This window comes from Hydrotalea sp. GW822-HT8A01 (assembly GCF_058798575.1).
Genome location: NZ_CM179506.1, coordinates 3,082,993 through 3,106,379 on the forward strand (window position 1 = coordinate 3,082,993; position 23,387 = coordinate 3,106,379).

Here is a 23,387-nt window from a genome sequence, read left to right on the forward strand (position 1 = left end):
AAATAACTGCAAAAAAACGGATTTGCTTATTTTAAAATATTTCTGCTAATTACAATCCGCTGCACCTCACTGGTGCCTTCATAAATTTGGGTAATTTTTGCATCACGCATCAATCGTTCAACATGGTATTCTTTCACGTAACCGTATCCACCATGAATTTGAACCGCCTCAACAGTAACCCACATGGCCGTTTCACTCGCATATACTTTGGCCATTGAGCTGCTAATGTCATAATTCATTCCATGGTCTTTTTCCCAGGCAGCTTTTAAACAAAGCAAACGGGCAGCATCAATACGGGTGGCCATGTCAGCAAGTTTAAATTGAATGGCCTGATGTTTGGCAATTTCTTTTCCAAAAGCTTTTCTTTGTTTGGCATATTGCAATGCCAGTTCATAAGCCCCACTTGCAATACCCAATGCCTGAGATGCAATGCCAATTCTGCCACCTGCCAGTGTTTTCATGGCAAACTTAAATCCAAAGCCATCTTCCCCAATTCTATTGGCTTTAGGCACTTTTACATCATTAAACAAAATACTATGTGTATCGCTGCCCCTAATACCCAGTTTATTTTCTTTGGCACCAACTGTAACACCTGGCCAGTTTTTTTCAACAATAAATGTATTGATACCATGCGCACCTTTTTCAGGATATGTTTGAGCCATTACTAAGTAAACGCTGGCACTTGAACCATTGGTAATCCAATTTTTTGTACCATTCAATAAATAGTAATCACCCATATCTTCAGCAGTTGTTTGCTGTGAGGTAGCATCACTACCCGCTTCCGGTTCACTTAATAAAAATGCGCCAATATATAGTTCACCATCTTTTTTCCCCTGTGCAAGCGGTGTGAGGTATTGTTGTTTTTGGGCTTCTGTACCAAATTCCTGTAAACCATAACATACTAAGCTGTTGTTTACACTCATACACACACTGGTACTGGCATCAATTTTACTAATTTCTTCCATGGCCAAAACATAACTAATGGTATCCATTCCTGCACCGCCATATTCTGGTTTTACCATCATGCCCATAAAACCTAAATCGGCCAACTGTTCTATTTGTTCTTTCGGAAATTTTTGGTGTTCATCGCGTTCAATTACACCGGGTAAACAATGGTTTTTGGCAAAATCACGAGCAGCTTTTTGAATCATCAAATGTTCTTCGCTCAACTTAAAATCCATAGCGTTTAATTTAATGCACACAAAAATAAGCTAACGATTGTTAGTAACCATTATTTGTACAAAGGAATTTTATTTTCAATTGTTACATATACTTTTTTTGAAGATTGTAAAGTACTAATCTTGCCGGTGCGGTCATGCCGGGTGTTGTATCCTGCAGAAAATGACGTTTAAAAGCAATAATGGCTGCAGCAGTATCTTTTACATTATAACCAATAACCCTCAATGCCGTTAAGGTATTAAATGCATCGGGTATAGTGTCAGTAATTATTGCATCATACCAATTGCCAAAACCATGTTGCGCCAATAATTGCCATGGGAAACGGTAGTTGGGATCGTTTTTACGTGTGGGTGCAATATCGCCATGCCCAATAAAATTGGGTGTTGGGATATGATATATTTGTTTTAAACGGCTTAACAAACTTAACAAACTGTTGATTTGTGCACTGTCAAATGGCTCAAAGCCATTGTTATCTAATTCAATTCCAATAGAAGATGAATTGATGTCTTTATCATTTCCCCAACTGCTTACTCCTGCCTGCCAGGCTCTTAAATAATCGTTCAACATATGGTATACTGTTCCATCTTTACATATTACATAATGTGCACTAACCTGTGTTGCAGGTTTGGTAAAGGTTTTAAGTGTTGCAGGACAGCTATTTTGTGCGGTATGATGTATAATAACGTAATTGGGTTTACGTAAATTAAAGTTGGTGGTTCCAACAAAATAAGGTGGCTGTTGAATGGTATCATTTGCAGGAACTGCAGGAATTATTTTTAGCTGTCGGCTAAAACGAGATACTTCTTTTTTATAGGTTCTGTTGGTTAACTGATAAGGATTGCGGGAACAAGCACAGATACCAACTATAAAAGTGCAAAGAATAAGATATTTTTTCATAACCAATTAATATTTATAACAAATAGCATTAATGTTCATTCCTGCACCTACAGAAGCAAAAAGAATGGTATCGCCCGGCTGAAGATGGTGATCCGGAATTTGCCCCTTCCGAACCCAATCTAATAATGTAGGAATTGTTGCAACAGAACTATTGCCTAATGTATGAATACTCATGGGCATAACACAGGGTGGTAATTCATGTATGCCATATAACTCATACAATTTTTTAACAATGCCTTCATCCATTTTTTCATTGGCCTGATGGAGAAAAATCATTTTTAAAGTTTTGATATCCACTCCACTTTTATCTAAACAATCTTTCATAGCTGCGGATACATAACGCATGGCATATTCATACACTTTTCTTCCTTTCATTTTAATGAAACGAATACGTGGATCAGAATGCGGAAAGTTAGATTTACCCATATATAAATAATCTAATTCTTCTAATGCATGCGACTGGACACTGTAGGATAAAATACCCACAGCTTCATCTGTTTCCTTTGCACTTACAATACAGGCTCCTGCGCCATCTGAAAATATCATACTATCCCTGTCATAAATATCAATTACTCTCGATAAGGTTTCCGCACCAATTACTAAACATGTTTTTGCAACACCTGCTTTTATAAATGCATCGGCCTGAATAATACCTTGCAGCCAACCCGGACAACCAAACACAATATCATAAGGAATACATTGTGCATTTTTAATTCCTAAACCGTGCTTTACTCTTGAAGCCAATGCAGGCATGGTATCTGTTTGTATGGTATGTTGAATAACATTACCGAAATTGTGCGCCAGGATAATTTGATCGATGGATTCTTTGTTAATTCCGGCATCTGCAATAGCGGCAGTGGCTGCTGCAATAGCCATATCAACATTATTCATATTACCCGGTGCATAACGCCGTTCTTCAATCCCGGTAATATTTTTAAATTTTTCGGCAATAATATTAGATGGCAAAGCGATGGGTTGTCCATTTTCATCATAAAAATGGTTTACATAAAAATCTTTATTCGATTTTATTACCTCAGGTATATAACATCCCGTACCGGTAATTACTGTTCGTAATGCAGGCATTATAGTTGGTATAATAGTGAACTTTAAAAGTAAGGATAGTTCACACACAAAAGTACAGACCTTAAAAAATTATTCAGGATTGTATCTTTACCCAAAAAAATATATGTCGTTATATTTAGGCAGAACTGTTTTTGGCAATCCGGCCAATCAGGATAATGTTTTAACAAAAGAAGATGCCATGCAACTAATGCAGGCTTGGGTATTGAATCCTAAACTGCAATTGCACATGTTGCAAGTAGCCCATTTAATGCAATGCTGGGCTGCAGAAATTGAACAACTGCCTGAAGCAACACAATGGAAATGGGAAATGGCGGGATTATTGCATGATGCAGATTGGGATCAGTGGCCTGAACTGCATTGCAGCAAAATTATTGAAGAGTTAGAAATCAGAAATATTGATCCTGAAATTATACATGCCATTGCCTCACATGGGCCTGCACATTTTGGGATAGTACCTGAAACCAGAATGGACAAAATGCTGTATGCATTTGATGAACTTTCCGGATTAATACATGCATATTCTTTAATGCGCCCCAATGGTTATGAAGGCATGGATGTAAAAGGCGTAAAAAAGCGATTAAAAGAAAAATCATTTGCAGCAAATGTTTCCAGAGAAGATATACAAGATGCATGCACCCGTGCCGGTGTACAGTTGGATGAACTGATTGCTTTTATTATTGCTAAACAACAAGCGGTTACGTTACCTTAATACTTTTATTGTATTAGGTAACATTTTTCACAATAGCATCAAAAGAACGAATGCCCAATACCTTTTCGGAAATAAAGCCTTCGGCATATTCCACTCCTATTCTTTTACCCAGCATCATAGCTCTGGCTTTTACGGTTTCTAAAAATTGTGGAGATGAAATATATGTTTGAGGTTCATTTAAGTTTACATCGGGTTTATAAAACTGGGTAGCATATGCCAATACTGCCTCAATTTTTTGGGACATATAAGCAGATATATCTATAACAAATGATGGTTGAATAAACCGGTCTTGTATATAATGAAAAACATAAGTTGGACGCCATTTTTCCTGTGGTATTTCATTATCTGTTGTTTCAATTTTTCGCAGCCCTGCTAAAAATGCTGCATCAGCTACTAATTTTGCGCTTCGACCATGATCCGGATGACGATCTTCAGGTGCATTACATAAAATAATTTCGGGTTGATATTTTCTAATAACGGTAATTACTTTGCGCAGATGAGCTTCATCATGTACAAAAAAACCATCGGCCATTTCTAAATTTTCTCTCACTAATACACCCATTATTTCTGCAGCTTTTGCAGATTCCTGCAAACGGGTTTCTGCCGTTCCGCGGGTACCTAATTCACCTTTTGTTAAATCTACAACACCTACTTTTTTCCCTTCTGCAGCTGCAGCCATAATGGTGCCTGAACAACCTAATTCCACATCATCGGGATGTACACCAAAAGCTAAAATATCTAATTTCATCTTTTACAATTTTATTCAAACGTTACAACTTTCAATCATTTCAACAGTATTCTATTTGAAAGGTTGCATATTTATTATAAATTTAAGCAAAGCTATTGTTCAATAAAACAAAAAACCCAGTCAGTTTAAAAGACCGGGTTCTTGCTCTATTCTCACGTGTAAATTAACTTTTCTTCGCATATCTTTTCTTGAACTTATCAATACGGCCTGCAGTATCTACCAATACATTTTTGCCGGTATAAAAAGGATGCGAAGTATTAGAAATTTCTAATTTAATTAATGGATATTCATTGCCATCTTCCCATGCAACAGTTTCTTTAGAAGCAGCAGTTGAACGACTTAAAAATGAGTACCCGTTACTCATATCTTTAAATACCACTAAGCGGTAACTTTCGGGATGGATACCTTTCTTCATAATGAATGATTTAGGTGGTACGGTTTGGCCGTACGATTATTAATTTTTTTTGAGGGTGCAAAAATAAGGGTTGGGTAAGTTTTTACCAAAATTAAGATGGTTGTTACACAATTTTTTAGCATTTAGATGAGTAAAAACTCCAACAAACCTCTATATTAAGCTATTAAACTGTCAGAAAAACCAAATTTATTTAAGATTTCATGTTTTCAAACTGAAGTGGAACACCAAAATCCTGCTCATTACACAATTTAATAACCGCCTGCAGGTCATCAATTTTTTTACCCGTAACACGAATAATGGTATCCATAATAGCCGCTTGTACTTTTAAACCGCTGTCTTTGATTGATTTTACAATTTTTTTGGCATTATCTTGCTTTAGGCCATTTTTTACGGCCACTTCTTTTTTGATCACTTTTCCGCTTGGATAAGCATCTTTTTCAAAATCAAAAGCATTGGCAGAAATACCTTGTTTCATGCCACGGCTAATTAAAATATCAATCACCTGCTTCATTTTCATATCGCTTTCCACCTCCAGCATAATTGTAAAATCTTTTTTATTAAGTTCAATGATTACCGGAGAATCTTTAAAATCGAAGCGCCCCTGAATTTCTTTTTTAACCGCATTGATGGTGTTATCCAACAATTGTAAATCTACTTTACTGGCTATATCAAATGAAGGCATAATAATTTTTTTACAAAGATAAAAATATGCCGCAAATATTGATGATTTACATCTGGCAGAACATAAGTCAGTTATTTTATAAAATACTGCTTCGGTTTTGGAGTACTTATGTTTTGCATCTGAGCCAATAATTGTAATTGATTGGCAGTTCGCACTAAATTTTGATCTGCATAACTACAGGCATAATAACAGTTATGTTGCAAATAATCTGTTAAGAACCGCAAGGCCTGCATATATGTCATTATCTGGCCAGAATACAACAAATGTTCGTTCTCAAAATCAGTCAACACATGCACCATTGCTGAAAGATACCCTTCGGTTACAGCTTGCAAAAAATCAGGTCTTACTTCAATCAATGAGATATCTTTTTCTTCTTCGCCAACCGGACTTAAATAGGTGCGCATCATATCACCCATATCACTGAAAAAAAATCCGGGCATTACTGTATCTAAATCAATTACCGCCACACCTTTTCCTGCTTCATTGAATAATATATTTGAAATTTTTGTATCATGATGCATGGTTCTTTGCAGACAAGTATTTTTGTGAATGAAATAATTGAACTTTTCTATAATTTGTGTTTGTCCGGCAATTTGAGTGGCATATTTTTGAGCCTGCTTTTTTAACCCATCATCAGCCTGTTGCCAGGCTTGTTTAAATTGCCAATAGCGAAATGAAAGATGGTGAAAAAAAGGGATGGTAATTTGTAAATGATTGGTATTGAAATGTGCCAATGCTGCGGTAAACTTTCCAAATTGCTGAGCAGCTTCAAATGCATCTTCCGACCTTGATAAGATTTCCTGGGTATGTGAACCTTGAATAAAAGGAAAAACCCGGTAAAATGTATTGTCAACAACCATCATTGTTTTCCCATCAACATTTGCAATCGGGCCAACAAATAAATAATCCGGCGCTTCTTTAAAAAAATAGGCAGCAAGCATTTGCAGGTTTACATCCATTTTTTCCGGATGTGGAAAAACATGGGTATTGATAGCCTGCAAAATAAAATCACCAGTATTGGTAATCACTTTCCAGGTATGATTAATGAGTCCGTCAGATATTTGCTGAACCTGAATATTTCCTGTCCAGTTATATTTCTGTTGAAGTTGTTGTAACAGATGAGGTGGTAACATGTATCGGATGCTTTGGCTTATAAAATTCTCTAAATATTAAACGAAGGTTAGGATCTTTTGTAAAATAATTGTAAATCCAGTTTATAAAAACCTGAATCCTGTTTTTTACACCTACTAATAGAAAGAGATGCAATCCCATCCATACCAACCAGGCTAAAAATCCACCAAAATGTAATCGGGGTTTTGGAATATCTACCACCGCTAAGTTTCTGCCAACTGTTGCCATACTTCCTTTGTCGTGATATTCATACGGTTGAGGATTGCCGGGGTGTAATAAATTTTTAGCCAATTGCAGCCCTTGTGTTATTGCTACATTCGCCACCTGTGGGTGACCATGCGGATACAGTGGTGTTTCCATATAAGCTACATCGCCTACTGCATAAATATTCGGTACACCAATTACTTCATTCAATCGATTTACTTTTATACGATTACCATGCACAATAAGGCTTTCGTCAAGCCCAGTGGGTACATTACCTTTAATACCTGCTGCCCAAATTAATGTATTAGAAGCAATACTGTTACCGTTGTTTAAAACTACTGTTTCGCCATCATAATCAGAAACAGATATTCCGGTTAACACATCCACTCCTAATTTTTTTAAATATTGCTCTGACTGAATCCTGCTTTTTTCAAACATGGCAGCCAGTGTATGTACATTATTTTCAATCAGAAAAATTTTCATTAACGAAAAATCTAATTCAGGATAATCTTTCGGTAATATCAAATTGCGCATTTCGGCCAAAGCACCACACAATTCCACCCCCGTTGGCCCGCCTCCCACAACAACTACCGTTAGCAATTTTGCCAAAATGGCTCTGTCTGTGATTTGAAGTGCTTCTTCTAAATTGTGCAGAAAACGATGACGTAATTGCAACGCCTCAACAGTACTCTTCATGGGTAATGCTGCTTCCTGAATTTTTTTATTGCCGAAAAAATTGGTGTCGGCCCCTGTAGCAATAATAAGTTTATCATAATGAAAATTACCAATATCTGTATGCACTTTTTTAAAATGCGTATCGACGGATAAAACGTTGGCCATCCGAATATGTATATTGCTACTGTTCTGAAACACTTTTCTGAGCGGAAAAGAAATATTACTGGCATCAAGGCCAGCAGTTGCTACCTGATAAAATAAAGGTTGAAACTGATGGTAATTGTATTTATCCAAAAGCAATAATTCAATCCCTTTTTGATTGTTGAATGTTCGTGCAATTTTTAAACCTGCAAATCCTGCTCCAATGAGTACCACTTTCATAATGATTCCGTTTATGATGAATAATCAGTTGCTTGCCACACTCCGCTGCTTTTGTAAAGGTACACCTGTTTAAAAGGGTTCATTTACCTTTTCAGAAAAGAAAATCATGAAAACATTGCTGACATGCATCAATATCCCGATGATGATAGTACTGAATGTGTTATCTTTAAATCAACAAATTACTACTTCAGACAAACTAAATTTTTTATTGTGGAAAGAAGAAATTTTTTATCGCTGAGTTCTTTAGGATTGACTGCATTGGCTATGCCGAAAAACAGGCTGTCGGGCTTTGCCGGGCCGGTTAAAAAACCAATTGTTATTGCTACCTGGGATGCGGGTATTGCCGCCAATAAAGCCGCATGGCTTATTTTAAAAAATAACGGACGTGCATTGGATGCAGTTGAAAAAGGGGTAATGGTTACTGAATCATCCATCAATTGTTGTGTAGGGTTAGGTGCCAATCCTGACAGAGATGGCTATGTTACATTAGATGCCTCTATTATGGATGAAAATTTTAACTGCGGTGCGGTTGCCTGTTTGCAACGCATTAAGCATCCCATTTCAGTAGCCAGAAGGGTAATGGAGAAAACACCTCATGTTTTATTGGCTGGTGAAGGAGCCCAACAGTTTGCCATTGCCGAAGGCTTTATTTTGGAACCGGAGCAACTTAGCAATGAAGCCAAAAAAGCTTATGAAAACTGGCTGAAAAAAAGTGAATATAAACCTATTATCAACATTGAACGGAATGAAGGAAAAACTTCTTTTGTGCCCACTTCGGTTCCCGCAAAATTAGAAACCGGACAATGGAATCATGATACCATTGCTATGTTGGCGTTAGACAGTGCCGGCAATTTAAGCGGTAGCTGTACCACCAGTGGTCAGGCCTTTAAAATGCATGGCCGTGTAGGCGATTCGCCGCTAATTGGTGCCGGCTTATTTGTGGATAACGAGGTAGGCGCTGCTGCTGCTACCGGCCAGGGGGAAGATATCATTAGAATTTGTGGTTCGCATACAGTGGTTGAACTGATGCGGCAGGGATGGCCGCCGGAACAAGCCTGTAAAATGGCGGTTGAAAGAATTGCAAAAATTAAAGGCAGTAAAGCAAAAGAAATTCAAATAGGTTTTGTGGCTCTGAATAAAAAAGGAGAATATGGCGGCTATTGTTTACAGAAAGGATTTAATTATGCAGTTTGTTTTGCAGATGATAAAAACTTTTTAGAAGACGCAAAATTTATATTACCATAAATGAAACTAATTGAAATAGCGGTTTTCTCAATTGAGTCTGCTATCGCTGCTTATAAAGCCGGTGCCAATCGACTTGAATTATGTGAAAACTATGAAAATGGCGGCACTACTCCTTCCTATGGATATTTAAAAACGGTTCGACAAAAGATTGATCTGCCACTTTTCGTAATGATTTGCCCAAGAGCCGGAGATTTTGTGTACACTGATGCAGAGTTTGCAGCCATGCAGGCAGATGTTAAACTTTGCAAGCAAATGGGTTTTGATGGCGTAGTAATTGGCATTTTAAAAACCGACGGCAGTATTGATATAGCAAGAACACAGCAATTAGCAGCGTTGGCTTACCCAATGGAAGTTACCTTTCACCGGGCATTTGATCGGTGCAAACAACCATTGGAAGCCATGGAAAATATTATTCAATGTGGTTGTCAGCGTATTTTAACCAGTGGACAACAGCCCAATGCTTTATTGGGAAAAGCATTAATACAAAAACTAATTGTAGCAGCGTCAGACAGAATTGTGATTGTGCCGGGAGGAGGTATTAGAAGCAGTAATCTGGAGGAGTTGCTTTTATTTACCGGAACAGATGAAGTGCATAGCAGTGCAAAAAAATTGGAACCATCGCCCATGCAATTTTGGGTAGATGCCATGCAGGACAAAAGCGAAAGAATAATGGTAGATGCATCAGAAATTGCAGCATTAAAACAAATACTGCAACAATGTTAACACATGCTAATTAATTTTTACAACCCATAATCATAAGGCATGGCAGTGGATAAGCCCATCCAGTTCCAATCACCAATTACCCAATAATCAGAAGATGGAAAAGAATATCCGGTATTGGCAATATAAACCGGATTATCAGAGAAAATAATGTACGAATAGCTTTCTGCTAATGAGCTGGTAAATGGATTAAACCCATTGGATCTGTCAATCGGTTCCCATGCATCTGTTTTTTTATATTTTACCTCCATAATGTGCTGTGAGGCCAATAATACAGCAAGATTATCTTGATTCTTTTTCAGGAAATTAGATAACAAATTCTGTGCACCGGTTGCAGCAACATCAACAAACTTTTTCTTAACAATGGTATTTCCTTCTTTTAAAGATTGCATACCTGTTGTATTTTTTTTATTAGCAACAGCACTGGCATAACCAGATTCATTTTCAAAAATGCGTTGTATAAATTGAACAGTAAAACCATTTTGATGCAAACTGTCATTATACAGGCTTTTCCAAAAAGCAATCTGACTGGTTGGATAGTTTTGTTTTCTATTTTCTATCCATTTATTTTTAATATCTAAACTTTGTGAATGCAGCGGCTTAAATGCAATCGTGCCATCATACACCATGTCGCCATTTTTATTCATCTTAAAACTTTCCAAATTCATCAATAACATATAACCCAGCGCCTCATTACTCACCATGAGGGGGCCATCAGCCAGCACATCTAAAATTTGTGTAGAATCGTTCCATTTAAATTTCAATGCATCAGAATTCAAAATTTCACATTGAGCAGCATAGTCCGCATGGCCCATAAAAAAGTTTTGGAATAACTGAAACCACTCTTTCCCATTTGCAGTACCGGAACCTATCCATACATTAAAACGGGCAGTATCCAACTGCGTCATTTCAAATCGGATTTGCGTTGGAATTTTTTGAGTGGTAATATGATAAGTTAAGGTTTCAAAACCTGCTTTGGTAGCAATCAAATCAGCTTCAATACCAGTAATATTATCCAAATCAAACTGACCGGCACTATTGGTGATGGTAAGATAGGTTGACTGATTCACATAAATATATACACCACTAACTGGCTGATGTGTAACAGCATTGATAACTATACCTTTAAGGGTATAGGCCAATGCATTCCGGCTGATTATACAACCTAAAATGATACAAACTACAATAGCAGCAATACGTTTCATAAAAAATTTAAGTATTGTAGATGCTGAAGCTCGCAGGTAAGCCTGATTATCCGTTTGCTACCATCATCTGTTCCTCATATCGTGGTGATGATATTAGTACAACATTCTCACTTTAATGGTATCTTTTACCTCTTTTAATAATGCCGCTGCTTTATTAGATAATTTTTTATCTACATCCAATACAACATAACCAATGGCATCATTTGTTTTTAAGTATTGGCCAACGATATTAATATGATGACTCGCCAAAGCACTATTGATGGCACTTAATACACCAGGTTTATTTCTGTGAATGTGTAAAATACGATGTGCGCCATCTATAGGAGGCAAACTAATGGCAGGAACGGTATGTGAGCCATTGGTAATACCTCTTTCAAGGTAATTAAACAATTTAACACTTACATCTTCACCAATGTTTTCCTGCGCTTCTTCGGTGGAACCACCAATATGTGGCGTTAGAATTACATTGGGTAACCCCTGCAAAGGCGTTTCAAAATGATCGCCACTTTTTTCTGGTTCCCATGGGAATACATCAATGGCAGCTCCGCCAACTGCACCGGCTTTTATTGCTTCTGCCAACGCTTTCAAATCAACCACTTCACCACGTGCATAATTAATTAAAATGGTGCCCGGTTTAAAATTTTTAATGACCGCTTTTGTAATCAGATTTTTGGTTTGTGGTGTTTCCGGAACATGCAGGGTAATAATATCGGCTATACCCACCAATTCTTTCATGCTTTTACAGGCAATGGCATTACCTAATGGCAACTTGTTTTCAATATCATAAAAACGAACCTGCATACCCATTGCTTCGGCCAAAACGCTTACCTGCGAACCAATATTTCCATAGCCAATAATACCCAATGTTTTACCCCGTAATTCAAAACTGCCCTTCGACTCTTTGAGCCAAATACCTTCATGAGCTGCTTTATTTTTATCCGGAATTCTTCTTATCAACATAATTGATAATGCAATTACCAATTCGGCCACACTTCTTGTATTGCTGTAAGGCGCATTAAACACTACTACCCCATTATCGGTTGCTGCTTTCAGGTTTACCTGATTTACGCCAATACAAAAACATCCTATGGCCTGTAATTTTGTTGCGGCTTTTAATACATTTTCTGTTATTTTGGTTTTAGACCGAATGCCTAACAGATGTACATTTTTTACCGCATCTATTAATTGTTCTTCACTTAAAGCACCATTTAATTTTTTAACGTTTACATACCCGCTTTGTTTAAAATATTGCACTGCTTTATCACTGATGTTTTCTAAAAGCAGTATGTTAATTTTTTCTTTGGGGTAACTGGTTGGGTTGGTTGTTTGCTTATTCATAGCTGCTAAATTAAATTATATTCTCCAATTAATAGTTGATGCAAATTTTACTTTTGTTTTTGCTTAACGAAACTCGGCACATTATCCTTTATATTTGCGCCTTTTGAAACCATTGAGGCATGCACAAATTATTGATACTTTCATCTCTGTTTACATTGTTGTTTTTATCCTGCAAATCGCAGAAAGAAAAAAATGCCATACAGCAAGCTATTGCACCAGTTACTTTTCATTTCGATACACTGACCCCGCAACAGAAACAAGCCTATGCAAATGCCATTTCCTCATTGTATAAAAAAAATTTATTAGATAAAGATTTTAATGGCGCCATTTTAATGGCGAAGAACGGCGAAGTGGTTTTTGAAGATTACAATGGTTATTACAATTTTAAAACAAATGAAAAAATAACACCCGATGATCCTTTTCATTTGGCCTCAATTTCAAAAACTTTTACTGCCATGACACTTCTGCGATTATGGGAGCAAGGCAGAATTGAACTAACCGATACCATACAAAAATTTTTCCCAAGTTTTCCTTATCGTAATATAACCGTAACTGATTTACTATCGCACCGAAGCGGACTTCCCAATTATGTTTATTTCATGGATGAAAAGAAAGCAGTGGTTTCTTATGCAAGAAACAAAAGAGGGAAAAGAATTAAAATTGTACATCTGGTTCCTTCCGGGAATGAAGTAAAAGGCTTTCAAACCAATCAGGATGTATTAAACTATATGATTGCACATCAACCCGCTATCCTTTCCTTGCCCAATAAAAAATTTCATTACTGTAACACCAATTATGCACTACTGGCATTGATTATTGAAAAAATTACCAAAATGCCTTTTCCGCAATACATGAAAGACAGTGTGTTTAATGTTTTGGGCATGAAGCATACGTATGTATTCAGTATTGCAGATACCAATCGGTATATACCTTCTTTTCAACCCAATAAAGCACCATTTAAATTAGAAAAATTAGATTGTATTTATGGTGATAAAAATGTGTACAGTACGGTAAGAGACATGCTTTTATGGGATAAAGCCTTGTATGAAGGCAGTTTTGTAAAACCACAAACACTCTCAATGGCATTTGAGCCAAGAAGCCTTGAAATTAAATCGAACCACAATTATGGTTTGGGATGGCGTATGTTGTTAGATGGCAGTAATGGCCCAATTATTTACCATAATGGCTGGTGGCATGGCAATAATACCGTATTTACCCGATTAATTAATGATACGGCCACTTTAATTATATTAGGAAATAGGTATAATCGAAACATTTACAGTGCCAGAAAAATGACTTCAGTTTTCTCCGGCCAGTCAGACACTTCCCGCATTGAAGAATAATTTGATGATTTAGATTTTTTGTATTTGATTCTCATCAGATTATTGTTTTTTTGTAGATAATTCCCTGAATTTATAATACATTCGGGTCTGAATAATAATGAAGCTTCGCCTATTCATTTTAGTAGCATTTCCTTTTTTCTTTGTTGCAGCATCAGCACAACAAAGACCCTATTATACGCAATACATTTTAAACAATTTTATTATTAATCCGGCAGTTGCCGGAATTGAAAATTATACCGATGTAAAATTGAGTCACCGTATTCAATGGGAAGGTTTAACAGATGCACCTGTTACTACTTATTTCACCATTCAGGGGCCATTGCATAAAAGCAGCTTTCCTGAAAAAACTGCAACCGGCTACCATACCCCTGGCGAAAACCCTCGTGGCAATGCCTATTGGCGAAATTACACCAGCGCACCCGCCCATGCAGGCGTTGGTTTAACCATTCTGAACGACAAGGCCGGATCACTGAACCGTTTTGCTGCTTATGCTACTTATGCCTATCATGTAGGATTAACTCCTAACACCAATTTGTCTGCCGGAATATCAGCCGGCATTTCGCAACTCAGTTTAAATACGTCCAATCTAAATTTTGCTGTACCGATTGATCCGGCAGTAACCAATGCCAACACCATTAACCGGATAAAACCGGATATCAGTGCCGGTTTGTGGTTATATGCAGCCAATTATTTTTTGGGATTATCTGCACAGCAAATGATTCCCGACCAGATTTATTTTTCCAATCATCCTGTTGGTATTGTTCCGGGCAAATTGGTGCCCCATTTGTTTTTTACCGCCGGCTATCGGTATAGCCTTTCTGACGATATCAGTGCACTTCCTTCCTTCCAAATCCGATATATTCTACCATTGCCATTGGGGATAGATGTGAATGTGAAATTGCAATACAAGGATTTATTGTGGGCAGGCGCATCATTGCGTTATAAAAATGGATTTGCAGCCATGTTAGGCATCAATTTAAATCAATCTGTAAATATTGGTTATTCATATGATTACACTACCTCAGCATTAGGAACTATTAGTAGTGGTACCCATGAAATTTTGATTGGCTTTTTATTAAACAATCGTTATGCTGACTGGTGCCCCAGAAGACTGTGGTGAGCGATATTAAATTTTATCATTTAATTGAATGAAACAACATCACAGGCAGTATCATTCATGATGGGCAATGGCTCTTCAAACCCATCAGATTGATTAGAAAACCAATACACATAATCCTCTTCAGGCATTTCATTATTAGCAGGATTCATAATCAGTAACATAAAATATCCAGGCTCAAATTCTTTGCACCAATTACTTTTTTGTACTTGAACCAAAAACACCTGACATGCAGAAATATTTAAAATACAGGCATTTTCATTAGAAATGTATTGATGAGCCATAACGGGAATGAATTGATGTATGGATTGTAACTCAATCTGTTGCTGTTGCATTTGATACAAGAGTGCTTTCATCCACCATTTCAGAGCAGTAGTCTTTATTAAATGCCGTTGATGTTGAATACTTGCGAAAAATTTCAGTGCATGCTGGTTTATATCATCTGCGGCAAACAATTTTAAAATGGATTGTGAAGTAGTGAGCCTGAATAGATTAAAATATATTTTAGCACTATTTTGTTGGTTTGAATTTGTAGAAAACAAATTTTTTGTTTGAATGAATGAAGTGCCTTCAGGCAATGTTGATGCAGCTTTATTTTCTGTTTGAACAACAGGCAAAGACTGGTCAATAATCAGGTTTGAAACAGGCACAGTTACTTTAGGCAGATAGGAAGTTGCAGATTTTGAAACAGCAATCATTTTCTTGTCTGAATGTAGCTTTATTTTTTGTTTTTTGTATGTACGATGTACAGGTTCCATTGAAATTTTAGAGGGCTGAAGAATACTATTCTTATCAGCAACTGTATGAATAAATAGTTGATTTTGCTGCACCATCTCATTCGGATGCAATACCACTAAAGGCTGCGTTAATTGCATGGTATACACAAATACAAACCCTGCCATCATGAAAACTAAAACAGACAGCCATCTAAATACCAAACGACCTGAATATACTGCACGCTTATTCGCATACAATATATGTTTAATTCGAAACAACAATTCACCCTTATGCTGCACAGCCGGCATCGATAAAACGGGCAAGGAATAATTTTGTGATATTCGGGCTAATTGCAACAAGGTTTCAGCATACAATAACGGTTCATACTTTTGTTGCAACACATATTCATCACAACAAATTTCTCTGCTGCGTTCCATTTCCTTCACCAATAATCTGGCAAAAGGATTAAACCAGATGATTGACTGTAACAGCTGAACTAAGATATTGATGAGATAATCATTCCGCTTAATGTGTGCCAACTCATGCAACAAAATTGCTTCAACCGCTGTAGTTGACAAATGTGTAATTCCTGCAATCGGCAATAAAATAAATGGTTTAAAAAATCCAATAGTCATGGGGCTTTTAATACCTGAAATTATAAAAAGTCGAATAGACTTTTTTAAATGCAGCCACTGTTTTTTTGTTTCAATAAACTTTATAAATTCTTCCGGTAACGGTTGCAATGTATTTGCTAATAAATTTTTATGCTGCCGAAAAATTAATGGCCATCTAATCAGCTGTACCACCAACCATACCATATAGATTCCTGCTATTGCATTAAAAACATAATAAAAAATGGGTTTATTTGTTGCCTGGGTTACCCCATTTAAGGACTCAACAATAAAAACAGACAGTATTAATTGTTGATTAGCAACCGGATCAGCAATTGAAAGATAATGTATAAAAGAAAAAATAAAGAGAATGAAAACACCTGCAATGGCCATTATCGCAACATTGTAATGCATTGCAACTTTGTTGGGAAATAATATTTTAAAGAGCATAAACAATAACCAGACAATACTACCCTGCAGTACATTCCAAACAATAGCTGCTCCTAAATTGGTAAAAATAGCAGGTAACATGCCCATTATTTTGCACTTTTCAAATTATCCAATAAAGTTTGTATTGCCTGTAATTCTTCTGCATTGGGCTTATTTGTACCCAAAGCCTGCATAACCAAAGCAGTTGCCGAACCCCCAAATAAACTGTGTATCATTTTTCCTACTAACTGTTGCTGGGTGTTTTCTTTGCTTACATTCGGCTGATAGATATGTGTCTTATTTTGATCATTTCGAATCACCAATCCTTTCTCATACATAATTTGCATGAGTTTTAAAGTAGTAGTGTATCCGGAATCTTTGTGTAAACTTAGCACTTCATGCACTTCTCGAACGGTGGCATTACCCTTTTGCCATAATATCTGCAAAATTTCTAACTCACTTTCGGTAGGTTTTATTTTTTTCATATTTACTTGAGAATTTTGGGTGTAAAAACGAACAATCCAACAAAATCTATTGAACTGATAACTTTATCACTAAAACTTGGTATTCAATTTCACAATCATTGAAGTTGGTACGATTTCATTCGTAAGCAATTTACACAGCTTCGCTGTAAAAGAAAAGATAAAATAAGTTTAAAGCTTTTTTTCGGCAGAAGCCTGCCTTTTACGCAATTCGCTGGTAGTTTGTCTGCTGCCATCATGGCTCCAGCCGGGAGGACCAAATAGATATCCCAGAATATGTTGTATGCGGCGCGATTTTCGAAGATCACCCACAATTTTAATCCATTCAAAAAAAGCAATTCTAATTGGGTTAAACGTATTTACATTTTTGGGAAGGCCAAAAGTTGGGGTAAAAACTTCTTTCTGAAAAGTACCAAACATACGATCCCATATAATTAATGTACCGGCATGATTTTTATCTAAGTACAAAATATCGCTACCATGATGCACACGATGATGGGAAGGGGTATTAAAAATATACTCAACCCATTTGGGTAATTTTTGAACGGTTTGGGTATGAATCCAAAACTGATATAACAAGCTTATCGATTGCATTAGTAAGATCATGACGGGATGAAATCCTACCAGTGGCATCCACGACCAAAAAATGAAAGAGCCGGTTAAATTACCTGTCCAAGTTTGTCGCAAAGCAGCAGCCAAATTATAATGTTCAGAAGAATGATGTACTACATGGCTTGCCCAAAACCAACGTACGGTGTGTGCCATTCGATGAAACCAATAATAGCTAAAATCATCTGCGAAAAATAACAACACCCAAGCCCACCATGCCGTATAGGGTATGGTAAAAATACGATAGGTGTATAGCCAGGAGAAAAATAAGAGTATAATGGCTTTGGTGAGAATACCGGTAAATAGATTCCCTAAACCCAATACTATACTGGTGGCAGTATCTTTAACATGGTATAATTCCTTTTGTATATGATATGCATACACCACTTCTACAATAATCAGCAGAATAAATGCAGGAACAGCGTGTAATAATATATTAGGAAATTGCGGCATAGCATATCAAATCAACCTCTAATATACACATATCACGGCAAAAAAAATTTTGGGTTAGTTATTTTAGAAATGCCTTATATTTTTCCATAATAGCTTCAGATTGCTCCTTGCCATTGATAAATATTTTGCTGTTGCGAATTTCTAATTTAACATCATTACCTTGTATTACACCATCATTACGCAATTGCTGCATCAATGCATTCATTGTGTTATCACTTCCGGTAGAAAACGAACCCTGCCCTAAAATTTTTTGTGTACTGTCTGAGATGGAAATTTCAATGGTTTGCGCTTTAACTGTATTGGCGTCTGACTGATGCAAATGGGCCAATGTAGGTGCAATCACCAAAGAAACAATGGACATCAATTTAATTAAAATATTCATTGACGGGCCTGAAGTATCTTTAAACGGATCACCAACTGTATCGCCGGTAACTGAAGCCTTATGAGGCTCAGATTTTTTATAATGCATTTTACCATTTATTTCAACTCCTTTTTCAAAAGATTTTTTAGCATTATCCCAAGCTCCACCTGCATTGTTCTGAAACATACCCATTAAAACACCACTTACAGTAGCACCCGCTAAAAATCCGCCTAAAGCTTCAGGTCCTAAAATAAACCCAATTAACAAAGGTGCAATAATAGTAATTGCTCCGGGCAACATCATTTTTTTAATGGATGCTTTGGTAGAAATGGCAACACATTTATCATATTCCGGCTTACCGGTTCCTTCCATAATGCCTGGAATATTCTTAAACTGACGACGAACCTCTTCTACCATAGCCATGGCAGCCTGGCCCACCGCACGAATAGCTAAAGAAGAAAAAATAAATGGAATCATGCCGCCAACAAATAAACTGGCCAACACTTTTGCTTTATAAATATCAATACCATGCATTTCATAACCATTGTTGTTAATCACTCCAACATAGGCTGCAAACAAAGCCAGCGCAGTTAAAGCAGCCGAAGCAATCGCAAAGCCTTTTCCGGTAGCTGCCGTTGTATTACCCACTGCATCCAAAACATCTGTTTTTTCACGAACATCGCCCGGTAATTCGCTCATTTCTGCAATACCCCCTGCATTATCTGCAATTGGTCCAAAAGCATCAATGGCTAATTGCATGGCCGTAGTTGCCATCATGCCTGCAGCAGCAATGGCTACACCATATAAGCCCGCACAGGCATAAGCACCCCAAATACCTCCGGCTAAAACCAAAATGGGTAAAAATGTACTTTCCATTCCTACGGCTAACCCGCCAATTACGTTGGTTGCATGTCCGGTAGATGACTGTTTAATAATACTAAGCACCGGTCTTTTGCCCATTGCAGTATAATATTCAGTAATAATACTCATTAAAGTACCTACCAATAATCCTACACCAATTGCACCCAAAACACCCCAACGGGTAAATTCAAGTCCGCGTAACACCATTGTTTCCGGTAAAATATAAGTTACCAAACCAATACAGGCCAATGCAGTTAAAACAATACTGCCCCAGTTGCCCATATTTAGCGCTTTTTGAACATTGGCGGTATTTACGCCGGCATGTTCACTTATTTTAACAAAGAAAGTTCCGATAATTGAAAATAAAATTCCCACACCAGCTATTACCATTGGTAATAGGATGGGGCCATATCCACCAAAGTTGTCGTGTGAAATGGTTTCCTGACCCAGTACCATTGTAGCCAAAACGGTAGCAACATAAGAACCAAATAAATCGGCACCCATACCAGCCACATCACCCACATTATCACCCACATTATCAGCAATAGTTGCCGGATTGCGTGGATCATCTTCAGGAATACCAGCTTCTACTTTACCCACTAAATCGGCGCCAACATCTGCTGCTTTTGTATAAATACCACCTCCTACACGGGCAAATAATGCAATACTTTCAGCACCTAATGAAAAACCGGTTAACACCTCAATGGTTTTAATCATTTCAAGGCTGGTTGAAGCAGCATCTGGCGCAAAAATTTGCTTTAAAACCAGAAATAAAGCACCAAGACCCAATACAGCCAATCCTGCTACGCCTAATCCCATTACAGATCCGCCGGTAAAAGAAACTTTTAATGCTTTAGCAAGGCTGGTTCTGGCTGCTTGAGCAGTTCGAACATTTGCTTTAGTAGCAATACGCATACCAATAAATCCGGCTACAGCACTACAAACAGCACCTAAAATAAATGCAATGGCAATACTCCAATTGCTATTTGCGTTACTCTGTGCCATAAATGCCAATAAAATGGCAACAAAAGCAACAAAATAACCCAATACCTTCCATTCTGCCTTTAAAAATGCCATAGCACCCTCAGCGATATACGTGCTGATTTCTTTCATTCGGGGTGTACCGGCATCTTGTTTGGCTACCCATTTAAATTGAATAAGGGTATACAGCAAACCTATAATACCCATGATTGGAACTGCATAAAACAAATTGTTCGTCATTAGCTTTGGTTATTAGTTTAAGTAAAACATATTTATATGTTAAGGGCAACAAAAATAGGGGAAAACAATAAAAATTATTTAAAAAACGGCATAGTATTCCCTCTTTTATCAAAAATCAGATAATAAAATTAGCTGCATACTCCCAACACAATATTCAAAATTTTTGCTATATTATCTTTTTCATTTCGTTAAATAATATTATTTTAATAGTTAATATATTACCAAAAAAGTAAAAACCTACATTTGCAGCACAAACATTTGCCATGATGAATATTAAAAAAAATGTGTTAGAAACCATTGGGAATACACCAATGATTCAATTGAACAAAATTGTAAAAGATTTTCCTTGTACTGTTGCTGCCAAAGTTGATTATTTTAACCCCGGTAATTCTATCAAAGACCGTATGGCTTTAAAAATGATAGAAGTAGCTGAGCAGGGAGGCAGATTAAAACCCGGAGGAACCATTATTGAGGGTACCAGCGGCAATACAGGTATGGGTTTGGCATTAGCGGCCTGTGTAAAAGGCTATAAATGTATTTTTGTTACCACCGATAAACAAAGTAAAGAAAAGGCAGATATTTTAAAAGCCGTTGGTGCAGAAGTAATTGTTTGTCCTACCAATGTTTTACCCGAAGACCCTAAAAGTTATTACAGTGTTGCCAAAAGACTAAGTCTTGAAATTCCCAATGCCTGCTACATGAATCAATATGATAATTTGGCCAACAGACAGGCACATTATGAAAGCACAGGCCCTGAAATTTGGGAGCAAACTGATGGGAAAATAACTCATTTAGTATGTACGGCCGGAACAGGTGGCACCATTACCGGAACGGCTATGTATTTAAAAGAAAAAAATCCAAATATCCAGGTTTGGGCAATAGATGTATACGGTTCGTTGCTGACGCATTATTATCTAACGGGAGAAGTAGATATGTCGTATGTACACCCTTATATCAGTGAAGGTTTTGGAGAAGATTTTGTTCCCAAAAACTACGATATGCGTTTCATTGATCATTTTGAGCAGGTAACAGATAAAGATGGTGCTATTATGGCCAGAAGAATTGCCAAAGAAGAAGGATTATTTTGTGGGTACAGCGCCGGCAGTTGTTTACAGGGCCTCATGCAATTAAAAAACCGATTGAAAAAAGATGATTTTGTGGTGTGTATTTTCCATGATCATGGCAGCCGGTATGTAGGTAAAATATACAATGATCAATGGATGATGGAGCGCGGTTTTTTAGAAGTAAAAACATGTAAAGACATTATCAATGGCAGGGCACACAAAAAATTAGTAACCATATCTCCGCAACAAACAGTTGCAGATGCTGTTGCATTGATGGAAAAATACGATATTGAACACATTCCTGTGATGGATGACAATCAAATTAAAGGCGCTATAAGTGAAGGAGGATTATTTATCAAAATGTTTTCGAATCCGGAAATCAAATCGCAAATGGTTGAAACAGTAACAGAACCCTCCTATCCTATTGTAGACATTGCCACACCCATTGAAAAATTAGGAGCACTCATCAATAAAACCAACGGTGCCGTATTGGTGAACGATGAAAAAGGAGATTATCACATCATTACCAAATATGATATTTTGCAAAGCCTTGGCCGTTAATCACTTTTTAAAATTATATTATGCTCTCAGCACAGCACGAAGTTTTTTTAGAAGTTGCCAAACAGAAAAGCTTTTCGAAAGCTGCTGAGGAAATGTATATCTCTCAACCTGCCATCAGTAAACATATAAAGCAACTCGAATTTCAATATAAAACCAAATTATTCGATCGGCGCGGAATGTATATTGAACTAACCCCAGCCGGTGAACTTTTATTTGAAAGGTTAACAGAAGTAAAACGTATTCAGGAACAAACACTTTTCGACATCACCACCCTTTCCAAAGCAATGGAGGCAGAAGGGGTTTTAAAATTAGGAGCCAGTACCACCGTGGCTTTATATATTTTACCAAAAGTATTATCCATATTTCATGAACAACATCCTAATTTAACCATCAGTTTATTGAACCGAAATACAGAAATTGTTTTGGATGCCCTCCTGAATAAAGAAATTAATCTGGGTATTATTGAAGAAAAAGGACAATTAACCAATGTAAGTTATTTGCCTTTTATAACCGATGAAGTGGTTGCCGTTTGCAGTCGGCAAAGTATCTGGGCCCAAAAAAAGAATTACCAGGTAAAAGATTTATATCAGATGCCTTTAGCCATCAGAGAACGTGGAAGCGGTACTTTGGCAGTTTTAAAAAAAAATCTGGAAAAACATAAAATACAACTCAACGATTTAAATATTAAAGTAAAATTAGGCGGAACTGAAGCATTGAAGAATTTTTTAATTGAATCTGATTGTCTGGGTTTTCTGCCACATCGGTCTGTTATCAAAGAGTTAAAGTATGGTGAGCTGAAACAACTGCACTTTGAAGGACTCAGTATTGTACGTAACTTTTATTTCATTCAACGTAAGGGAGAAACCAGCAATTTGAACAAATTATTGATTAAAACAGCACAATCTGTTTATCACAAATAGTTATAGCATATAACGAATTTGCATTC

General features: G+C 36.9%; 21 protein-coding genes. 7 read left to right on the plus strand and 14 right to left on the minus strand.

Features of this window, described 5'->3' with window-relative positions:
- Window positions 1-26: 26 nt before the first annotated feature.
- The 3 genes from AC3QLY_RS13695 to AC3QLY_RS13705 all read right to left on the minus strand — a co-directional run bounded on the left by AC3QLY_RS13695 (window position 27) and on the right by AC3QLY_RS13705 (window position 3,159).
- Complete coding sequence (locus AC3QLY_RS13695) at window positions 27-1,181, minus strand: acyl-CoA dehydrogenase (RefSeq protein ID WP_218330402.1); 1,155 nt, start codon at window positions 1,179-1,181, stop codon at window positions 27-29.
- A gap of 82 nt (window positions 1,182-1,263) precedes the next feature.
- Entirely contained in the window at window positions 1,264-2,076 is an 813-nt protein-coding gene (locus AC3QLY_RS13700; RefSeq protein ID WP_074418623.1) for an N-acetylmuramoyl-L-alanine amidase, read from the minus strand.
- A 6-nt stretch (window positions 2,077-2,082) separates the two neighbouring features.
- Window positions 2,083-3,159, minus strand: coding sequence for a 3-oxoacyl-ACP synthase III family protein (locus AC3QLY_RS13705; protein WP_074418624.1), 1,077 nt, complete (start codon window positions 3,157-3,159; stop codon window positions 2,083-2,085).
- A 103-nt stretch (window positions 3,160-3,262) separates the two neighbouring features.
- Here AC3QLY_RS13705 and AC3QLY_RS13710 point away from each other — a divergent pair, with 103 nt between their 5' ends.
- The gene (locus AC3QLY_RS13710) at window positions 3,263-3,868 is read left to right on the plus strand and encodes an HD domain-containing protein (RefSeq protein ID WP_218330401.1); all 606 of its coding nucleotides are present in this window, start codon (window positions 3,263-3,265) and stop codon (window positions 3,866-3,868) included.
- A 13-nt stretch (window positions 3,869-3,881) separates the two neighbouring features.
- Here AC3QLY_RS13710 and bshB1 read toward each other — a convergent pair whose 3' ends face one another.
- The 5 genes from bshB1 to AC3QLY_RS13735 form a co-directional block, all read right to left on the minus strand.
- On the minus strand, window positions 3,882-4,616 hold the full coding sequence (gene bshB1, locus AC3QLY_RS13715; protein ID WP_218330400.1) for a bacillithiol biosynthesis deacetylase BshB1: 735 nt from the start codon (window positions 4,614-4,616) through the stop codon (window positions 3,882-3,884).
- Window positions 4,617-4,779: 163 nt separating this feature from the next.
- On the minus strand, window positions 4,780-5,031 hold the full coding sequence (locus AC3QLY_RS13720) for a type B 50S ribosomal protein L31 (RefSeq protein ID WP_068244709.1): 252 nt from the start codon (window positions 5,029-5,031) through the stop codon (window positions 4,780-4,782).
- Window positions 5,032-5,221: 190 nt separating this feature from the next.
- The gene (locus tag AC3QLY_RS13725) at window positions 5,222-5,713 is read right to left on the minus strand and encodes a YajQ family cyclic di-GMP-binding protein (RefSeq protein ID WP_074418578.1); all 492 of its coding nucleotides are present in this window, start codon (window positions 5,711-5,713) and stop codon (window positions 5,222-5,224) included.
- A 71-nt stretch (window positions 5,714-5,784) separates the two neighbouring features.
- On the minus strand, window positions 5,785-6,846 hold the full coding sequence (locus AC3QLY_RS13730) for a phosphotransferase enzyme family protein (RefSeq protein WP_081300521.1): 1,062 nt from the start codon (window positions 6,844-6,846) through the stop codon (window positions 5,785-5,787).
- Window positions 6,803-8,104 (minus strand): NAD(P)/FAD-dependent oxidoreductase, encoded by a 1,302-nt coding sequence (locus AC3QLY_RS13735; RefSeq protein WP_074419854.1) that lies wholly within the window; start codon window positions 8,102-8,104, stop codon window positions 6,803-6,805. The genes AC3QLY_RS13730 and AC3QLY_RS13735 overlap by 44 nt, the downstream gene beginning before the upstream one ends.
- A 123-nt stretch (window positions 8,105-8,227) precedes the next feature.
- On the opposite strand from AC3QLY_RS13735, the gene AC3QLY_RS13740 reads away from it, so the two are divergent.
- Both AC3QLY_RS13740 and AC3QLY_RS13745 read left to right on the plus strand, forming a co-directional pair.
- Complete coding sequence (locus AC3QLY_RS13740) at window positions 8,228-9,349, plus strand: glycosylasparaginase (protein ID WP_081301261.1); 1,122 nt, start codon at window positions 8,228-8,230, stop codon at window positions 9,347-9,349.
- Window positions 9,350-10,072 carry a copper homeostasis protein CutC gene (locus AC3QLY_RS13745; protein ID WP_074419855.1) on the plus strand — a complete coding sequence of 241 codons (723 nt, stop codon included), beginning with the start codon at window positions 9,350-9,352 and terminating at the stop codon, window positions 10,070-10,072.
- 17 nt (window positions 10,073-10,089) lie between these two features.
- On the opposite strand, the gene AC3QLY_RS13750 is transcribed toward AC3QLY_RS13745, so the two are convergent.
- Window positions 10,090-11,274 carry a carboxypeptidase-like regulatory domain-containing protein gene (locus AC3QLY_RS13750; RefSeq protein WP_074417903.1) on the minus strand — a complete coding sequence of 395 codons (1,185 nt, stop codon included), beginning with the start codon at window positions 11,272-11,274 and terminating at the stop codon, window positions 10,090-10,092.
- A 93-nt stretch (window positions 11,275-11,367) separates the two neighbouring features.
- Window positions 11,368-12,612 (minus strand): phosphoglycerate dehydrogenase, encoded by a 1,245-nt coding sequence (gene serA / locus AC3QLY_RS13755; RefSeq protein ID WP_074417902.1) that lies wholly within the window; start codon window positions 12,610-12,612, stop codon window positions 11,368-11,370.
- 119 nt (window positions 12,613-12,731) lie between these two features.
- Between serA and AC3QLY_RS13760 the strand changes: the two genes are divergently transcribed.
- Window positions 12,732-13,955, plus strand: a complete 1,224-nt coding sequence (locus tag AC3QLY_RS13760; RefSeq protein ID WP_218330399.1) for a serine hydrolase domain-containing protein — start codon at window positions 12,732-12,734, stop codon at window positions 13,953-13,955.
- Window positions 13,956-14,052: 97 nt separating this feature from the next.
- A complete protein-coding gene (locus AC3QLY_RS13765) occupies window positions 14,053-15,075 on the plus strand; it encodes a PorP/SprF family type IX secretion system membrane protein (RefSeq protein WP_218330398.1) in 1,023 nt (340 codons plus the stop codon).
- 20 nt (window positions 15,076-15,095) lie between these two features.
- Here AC3QLY_RS13765 and AC3QLY_RS13770 read toward each other — a convergent pair whose 3' ends face one another.
- The 4 genes from AC3QLY_RS13770 to AC3QLY_RS13785 all read right to left on the minus strand — a co-directional run bounded on the left by AC3QLY_RS13770 (window position 15,096) and on the right by AC3QLY_RS13785 (window position 20,816).
- A complete protein-coding gene (locus tag AC3QLY_RS13770; protein ID WP_492989880.1) occupies window positions 15,096-16,931 on the minus strand; it encodes a M56 family metallopeptidase in 1,836 nt (611 codons plus the stop codon).
- Between the two features lie 5 nt (window positions 16,932-16,936).
- Window positions 16,937-17,314, minus strand: coding sequence for a BlaI/MecI/CopY family transcriptional regulator (locus tag AC3QLY_RS13775; protein WP_074417899.1), 378 nt, complete (start codon window positions 17,312-17,314; stop codon window positions 16,937-16,939).
- A 168-nt stretch (window positions 17,315-17,482) separates the two neighbouring features.
- Window positions 17,483-18,373, minus strand: a complete 891-nt coding sequence (locus tag AC3QLY_RS13780; protein WP_218330396.1) for a sterol desaturase family protein — start codon at window positions 18,371-18,373, stop codon at window positions 17,483-17,485.
- 58 nt (window positions 18,374-18,431) lie between these two features.
- Window positions 18,432-20,816: a sodium-translocating pyrophosphatase gene (locus AC3QLY_RS13785; RefSeq protein WP_074417897.1), complete on the minus strand. Its 2,385-nt coding sequence runs from the start codon at window positions 20,814-20,816 to the stop codon at window positions 18,432-18,434.
- Between the two features lie 263 nt (window positions 20,817-21,079).
- Here AC3QLY_RS13785 and AC3QLY_RS13790 point away from each other — a divergent pair, with 263 nt between their 5' ends.
- Together AC3QLY_RS13790 and AC3QLY_RS13795 are read left to right on the plus strand one after the other, a co-directional pair.
- The gene (locus tag AC3QLY_RS13790; protein WP_492989881.1) at window positions 21,080-22,441 is read left to right on the plus strand and encodes a pyridoxal-phosphate dependent enzyme; all 1,362 of its coding nucleotides are present in this window, start codon (window positions 21,080-21,082) and stop codon (window positions 22,439-22,441) included.
- A gap of 20 nt (window positions 22,442-22,461) precedes the next feature.
- The gene (locus tag AC3QLY_RS13795; protein ID WP_492989882.1) at window positions 22,462-23,361 is read left to right on the plus strand and encodes a LysR substrate-binding domain-containing protein; all 900 of its coding nucleotides are present in this window, start codon (window positions 22,462-22,464) and stop codon (window positions 23,359-23,361) included.
- Window positions 23,362-23,387 lie beyond the last annotated feature (26 nt).

Excerpts from the sequence above, each read along its gene's own strand:
- AC3QLY_RS13695 (WP_218330402.1), bottom strand. The coding sequence starts at position 1,181 with ATGGATTTTAAGTTGAGCGAAGAACATTTGATGATTCAAAAAGCTGCT.
- AC3QLY_RS13700 (WP_074418623.1), bottom strand. The coding sequence starts at position 2,076 with ATGAAAAAATATCTTATTCTTTGCACTTTTATAGTTGGTATCTGTGCT.
- AC3QLY_RS13705 (WP_074418624.1), bottom strand. The coding sequence starts at position 3,159 with ATGCCTGCATTACGAACAGTAATTACCGGTACGGGATGTTATATACCT.
- AC3QLY_RS13710 (WP_218330401.1), top strand. The coding sequence starts at position 3,263 with ATGTCGTTATATTTAGGCAGAACTGTTTTTGGCAATCCGGCCAATCAG.
- bshB1 (WP_218330400.1), bottom strand. The coding sequence starts at position 4,616 with ATGAAATTAGATATTTTAGCTTTTGGTGTACATCCCGATGATGTGGAA.
- AC3QLY_RS13720 (WP_068244709.1), bottom strand. The coding sequence starts at position 5,031 with ATGAAGAAAGGTATCCATCCCGAAAGTTACCGCTTAGTGGTATTTAAA.
- AC3QLY_RS13725 (WP_074418578.1), bottom strand. The coding sequence starts at position 5,713 with ATGCCTTCATTTGATATAGCCAGTAAAGTAGATTTACAATTGTTGGAT.
- AC3QLY_RS13730 (WP_081300521.1), bottom strand. The coding sequence starts at position 6,846 with ATGTTACCACCTCATCTGTTACAACAACTTCAACAGAAATATAACTGG.
- AC3QLY_RS13735 (WP_074419854.1), bottom strand. The coding sequence starts at position 8,104 with ATGAAAGTGGTACTCATTGGAGCAGGATTTGCAGGTTTAAAAATTGCA.
- AC3QLY_RS13740 (WP_081301261.1), top strand. The coding sequence starts at position 8,228 with ATGCATCAATATCCCGATGATGATAGTACTGAATGTGTTATCTTTAAA.
- AC3QLY_RS13745 (WP_074419855.1), top strand. The coding sequence starts at position 9,350 with ATGAAACTAATTGAAATAGCGGTTTTCTCAATTGAGTCTGCTATCGCT.
- AC3QLY_RS13750 (WP_074417903.1), bottom strand. The coding sequence starts at position 11,274 with ATGAAACGTATTGCTGCTATTGTAGTTTGTATCATTTTAGGTTGTATA.
- serA (WP_074417902.1), bottom strand. The coding sequence starts at position 12,612 with ATGAATAAGCAAACAACCAACCCAACCAGTTACCCCAAAGAAAAAATT.
- AC3QLY_RS13760 (WP_218330399.1), top strand. The coding sequence starts at position 12,732 with ATGCACAAATTATTGATACTTTCATCTCTGTTTACATTGTTGTTTTTA.
- AC3QLY_RS13765 (WP_218330398.1), top strand. The coding sequence starts at position 14,053 with ATGAAGCTTCGCCTATTCATTTTAGTAGCATTTCCTTTTTTCTTTGTT.
- AC3QLY_RS13770 (WP_492989880.1), bottom strand. The coding sequence starts at position 16,931 with ATGTTACCTGCTATTTTTACCAATTTAGGAGCAGCTATTGTTTGGAAT.
- AC3QLY_RS13775 (WP_074417899.1), bottom strand. The coding sequence starts at position 17,314 with ATGAAAAAAATAAAACCTACCGAAAGTGAGTTAGAAATTTTGCAGATA.
- AC3QLY_RS13780 (WP_218330396.1), bottom strand. The coding sequence starts at position 18,373 with ATGCCGCAATTTCCTAATATATTATTACACGCTGTTCCTGCATTTATT.
- AC3QLY_RS13785 (WP_074417897.1), bottom strand. The coding sequence starts at position 20,816 with ATGACGAACAATTTGTTTTATGCAGTTCCAATCATGGGTATTATAGGT.
- AC3QLY_RS13790 (WP_492989881.1), top strand. The coding sequence starts at position 21,080 with ATGATGAATATTAAAAAAAATGTGTTAGAAACCATTGGGAATACACCA.
- AC3QLY_RS13795 (WP_492989882.1), top strand. The coding sequence starts at position 22,462 with ATGCTCTCAGCACAGCACGAAGTTTTTTTAGAAGTTGCCAAACAGAAA.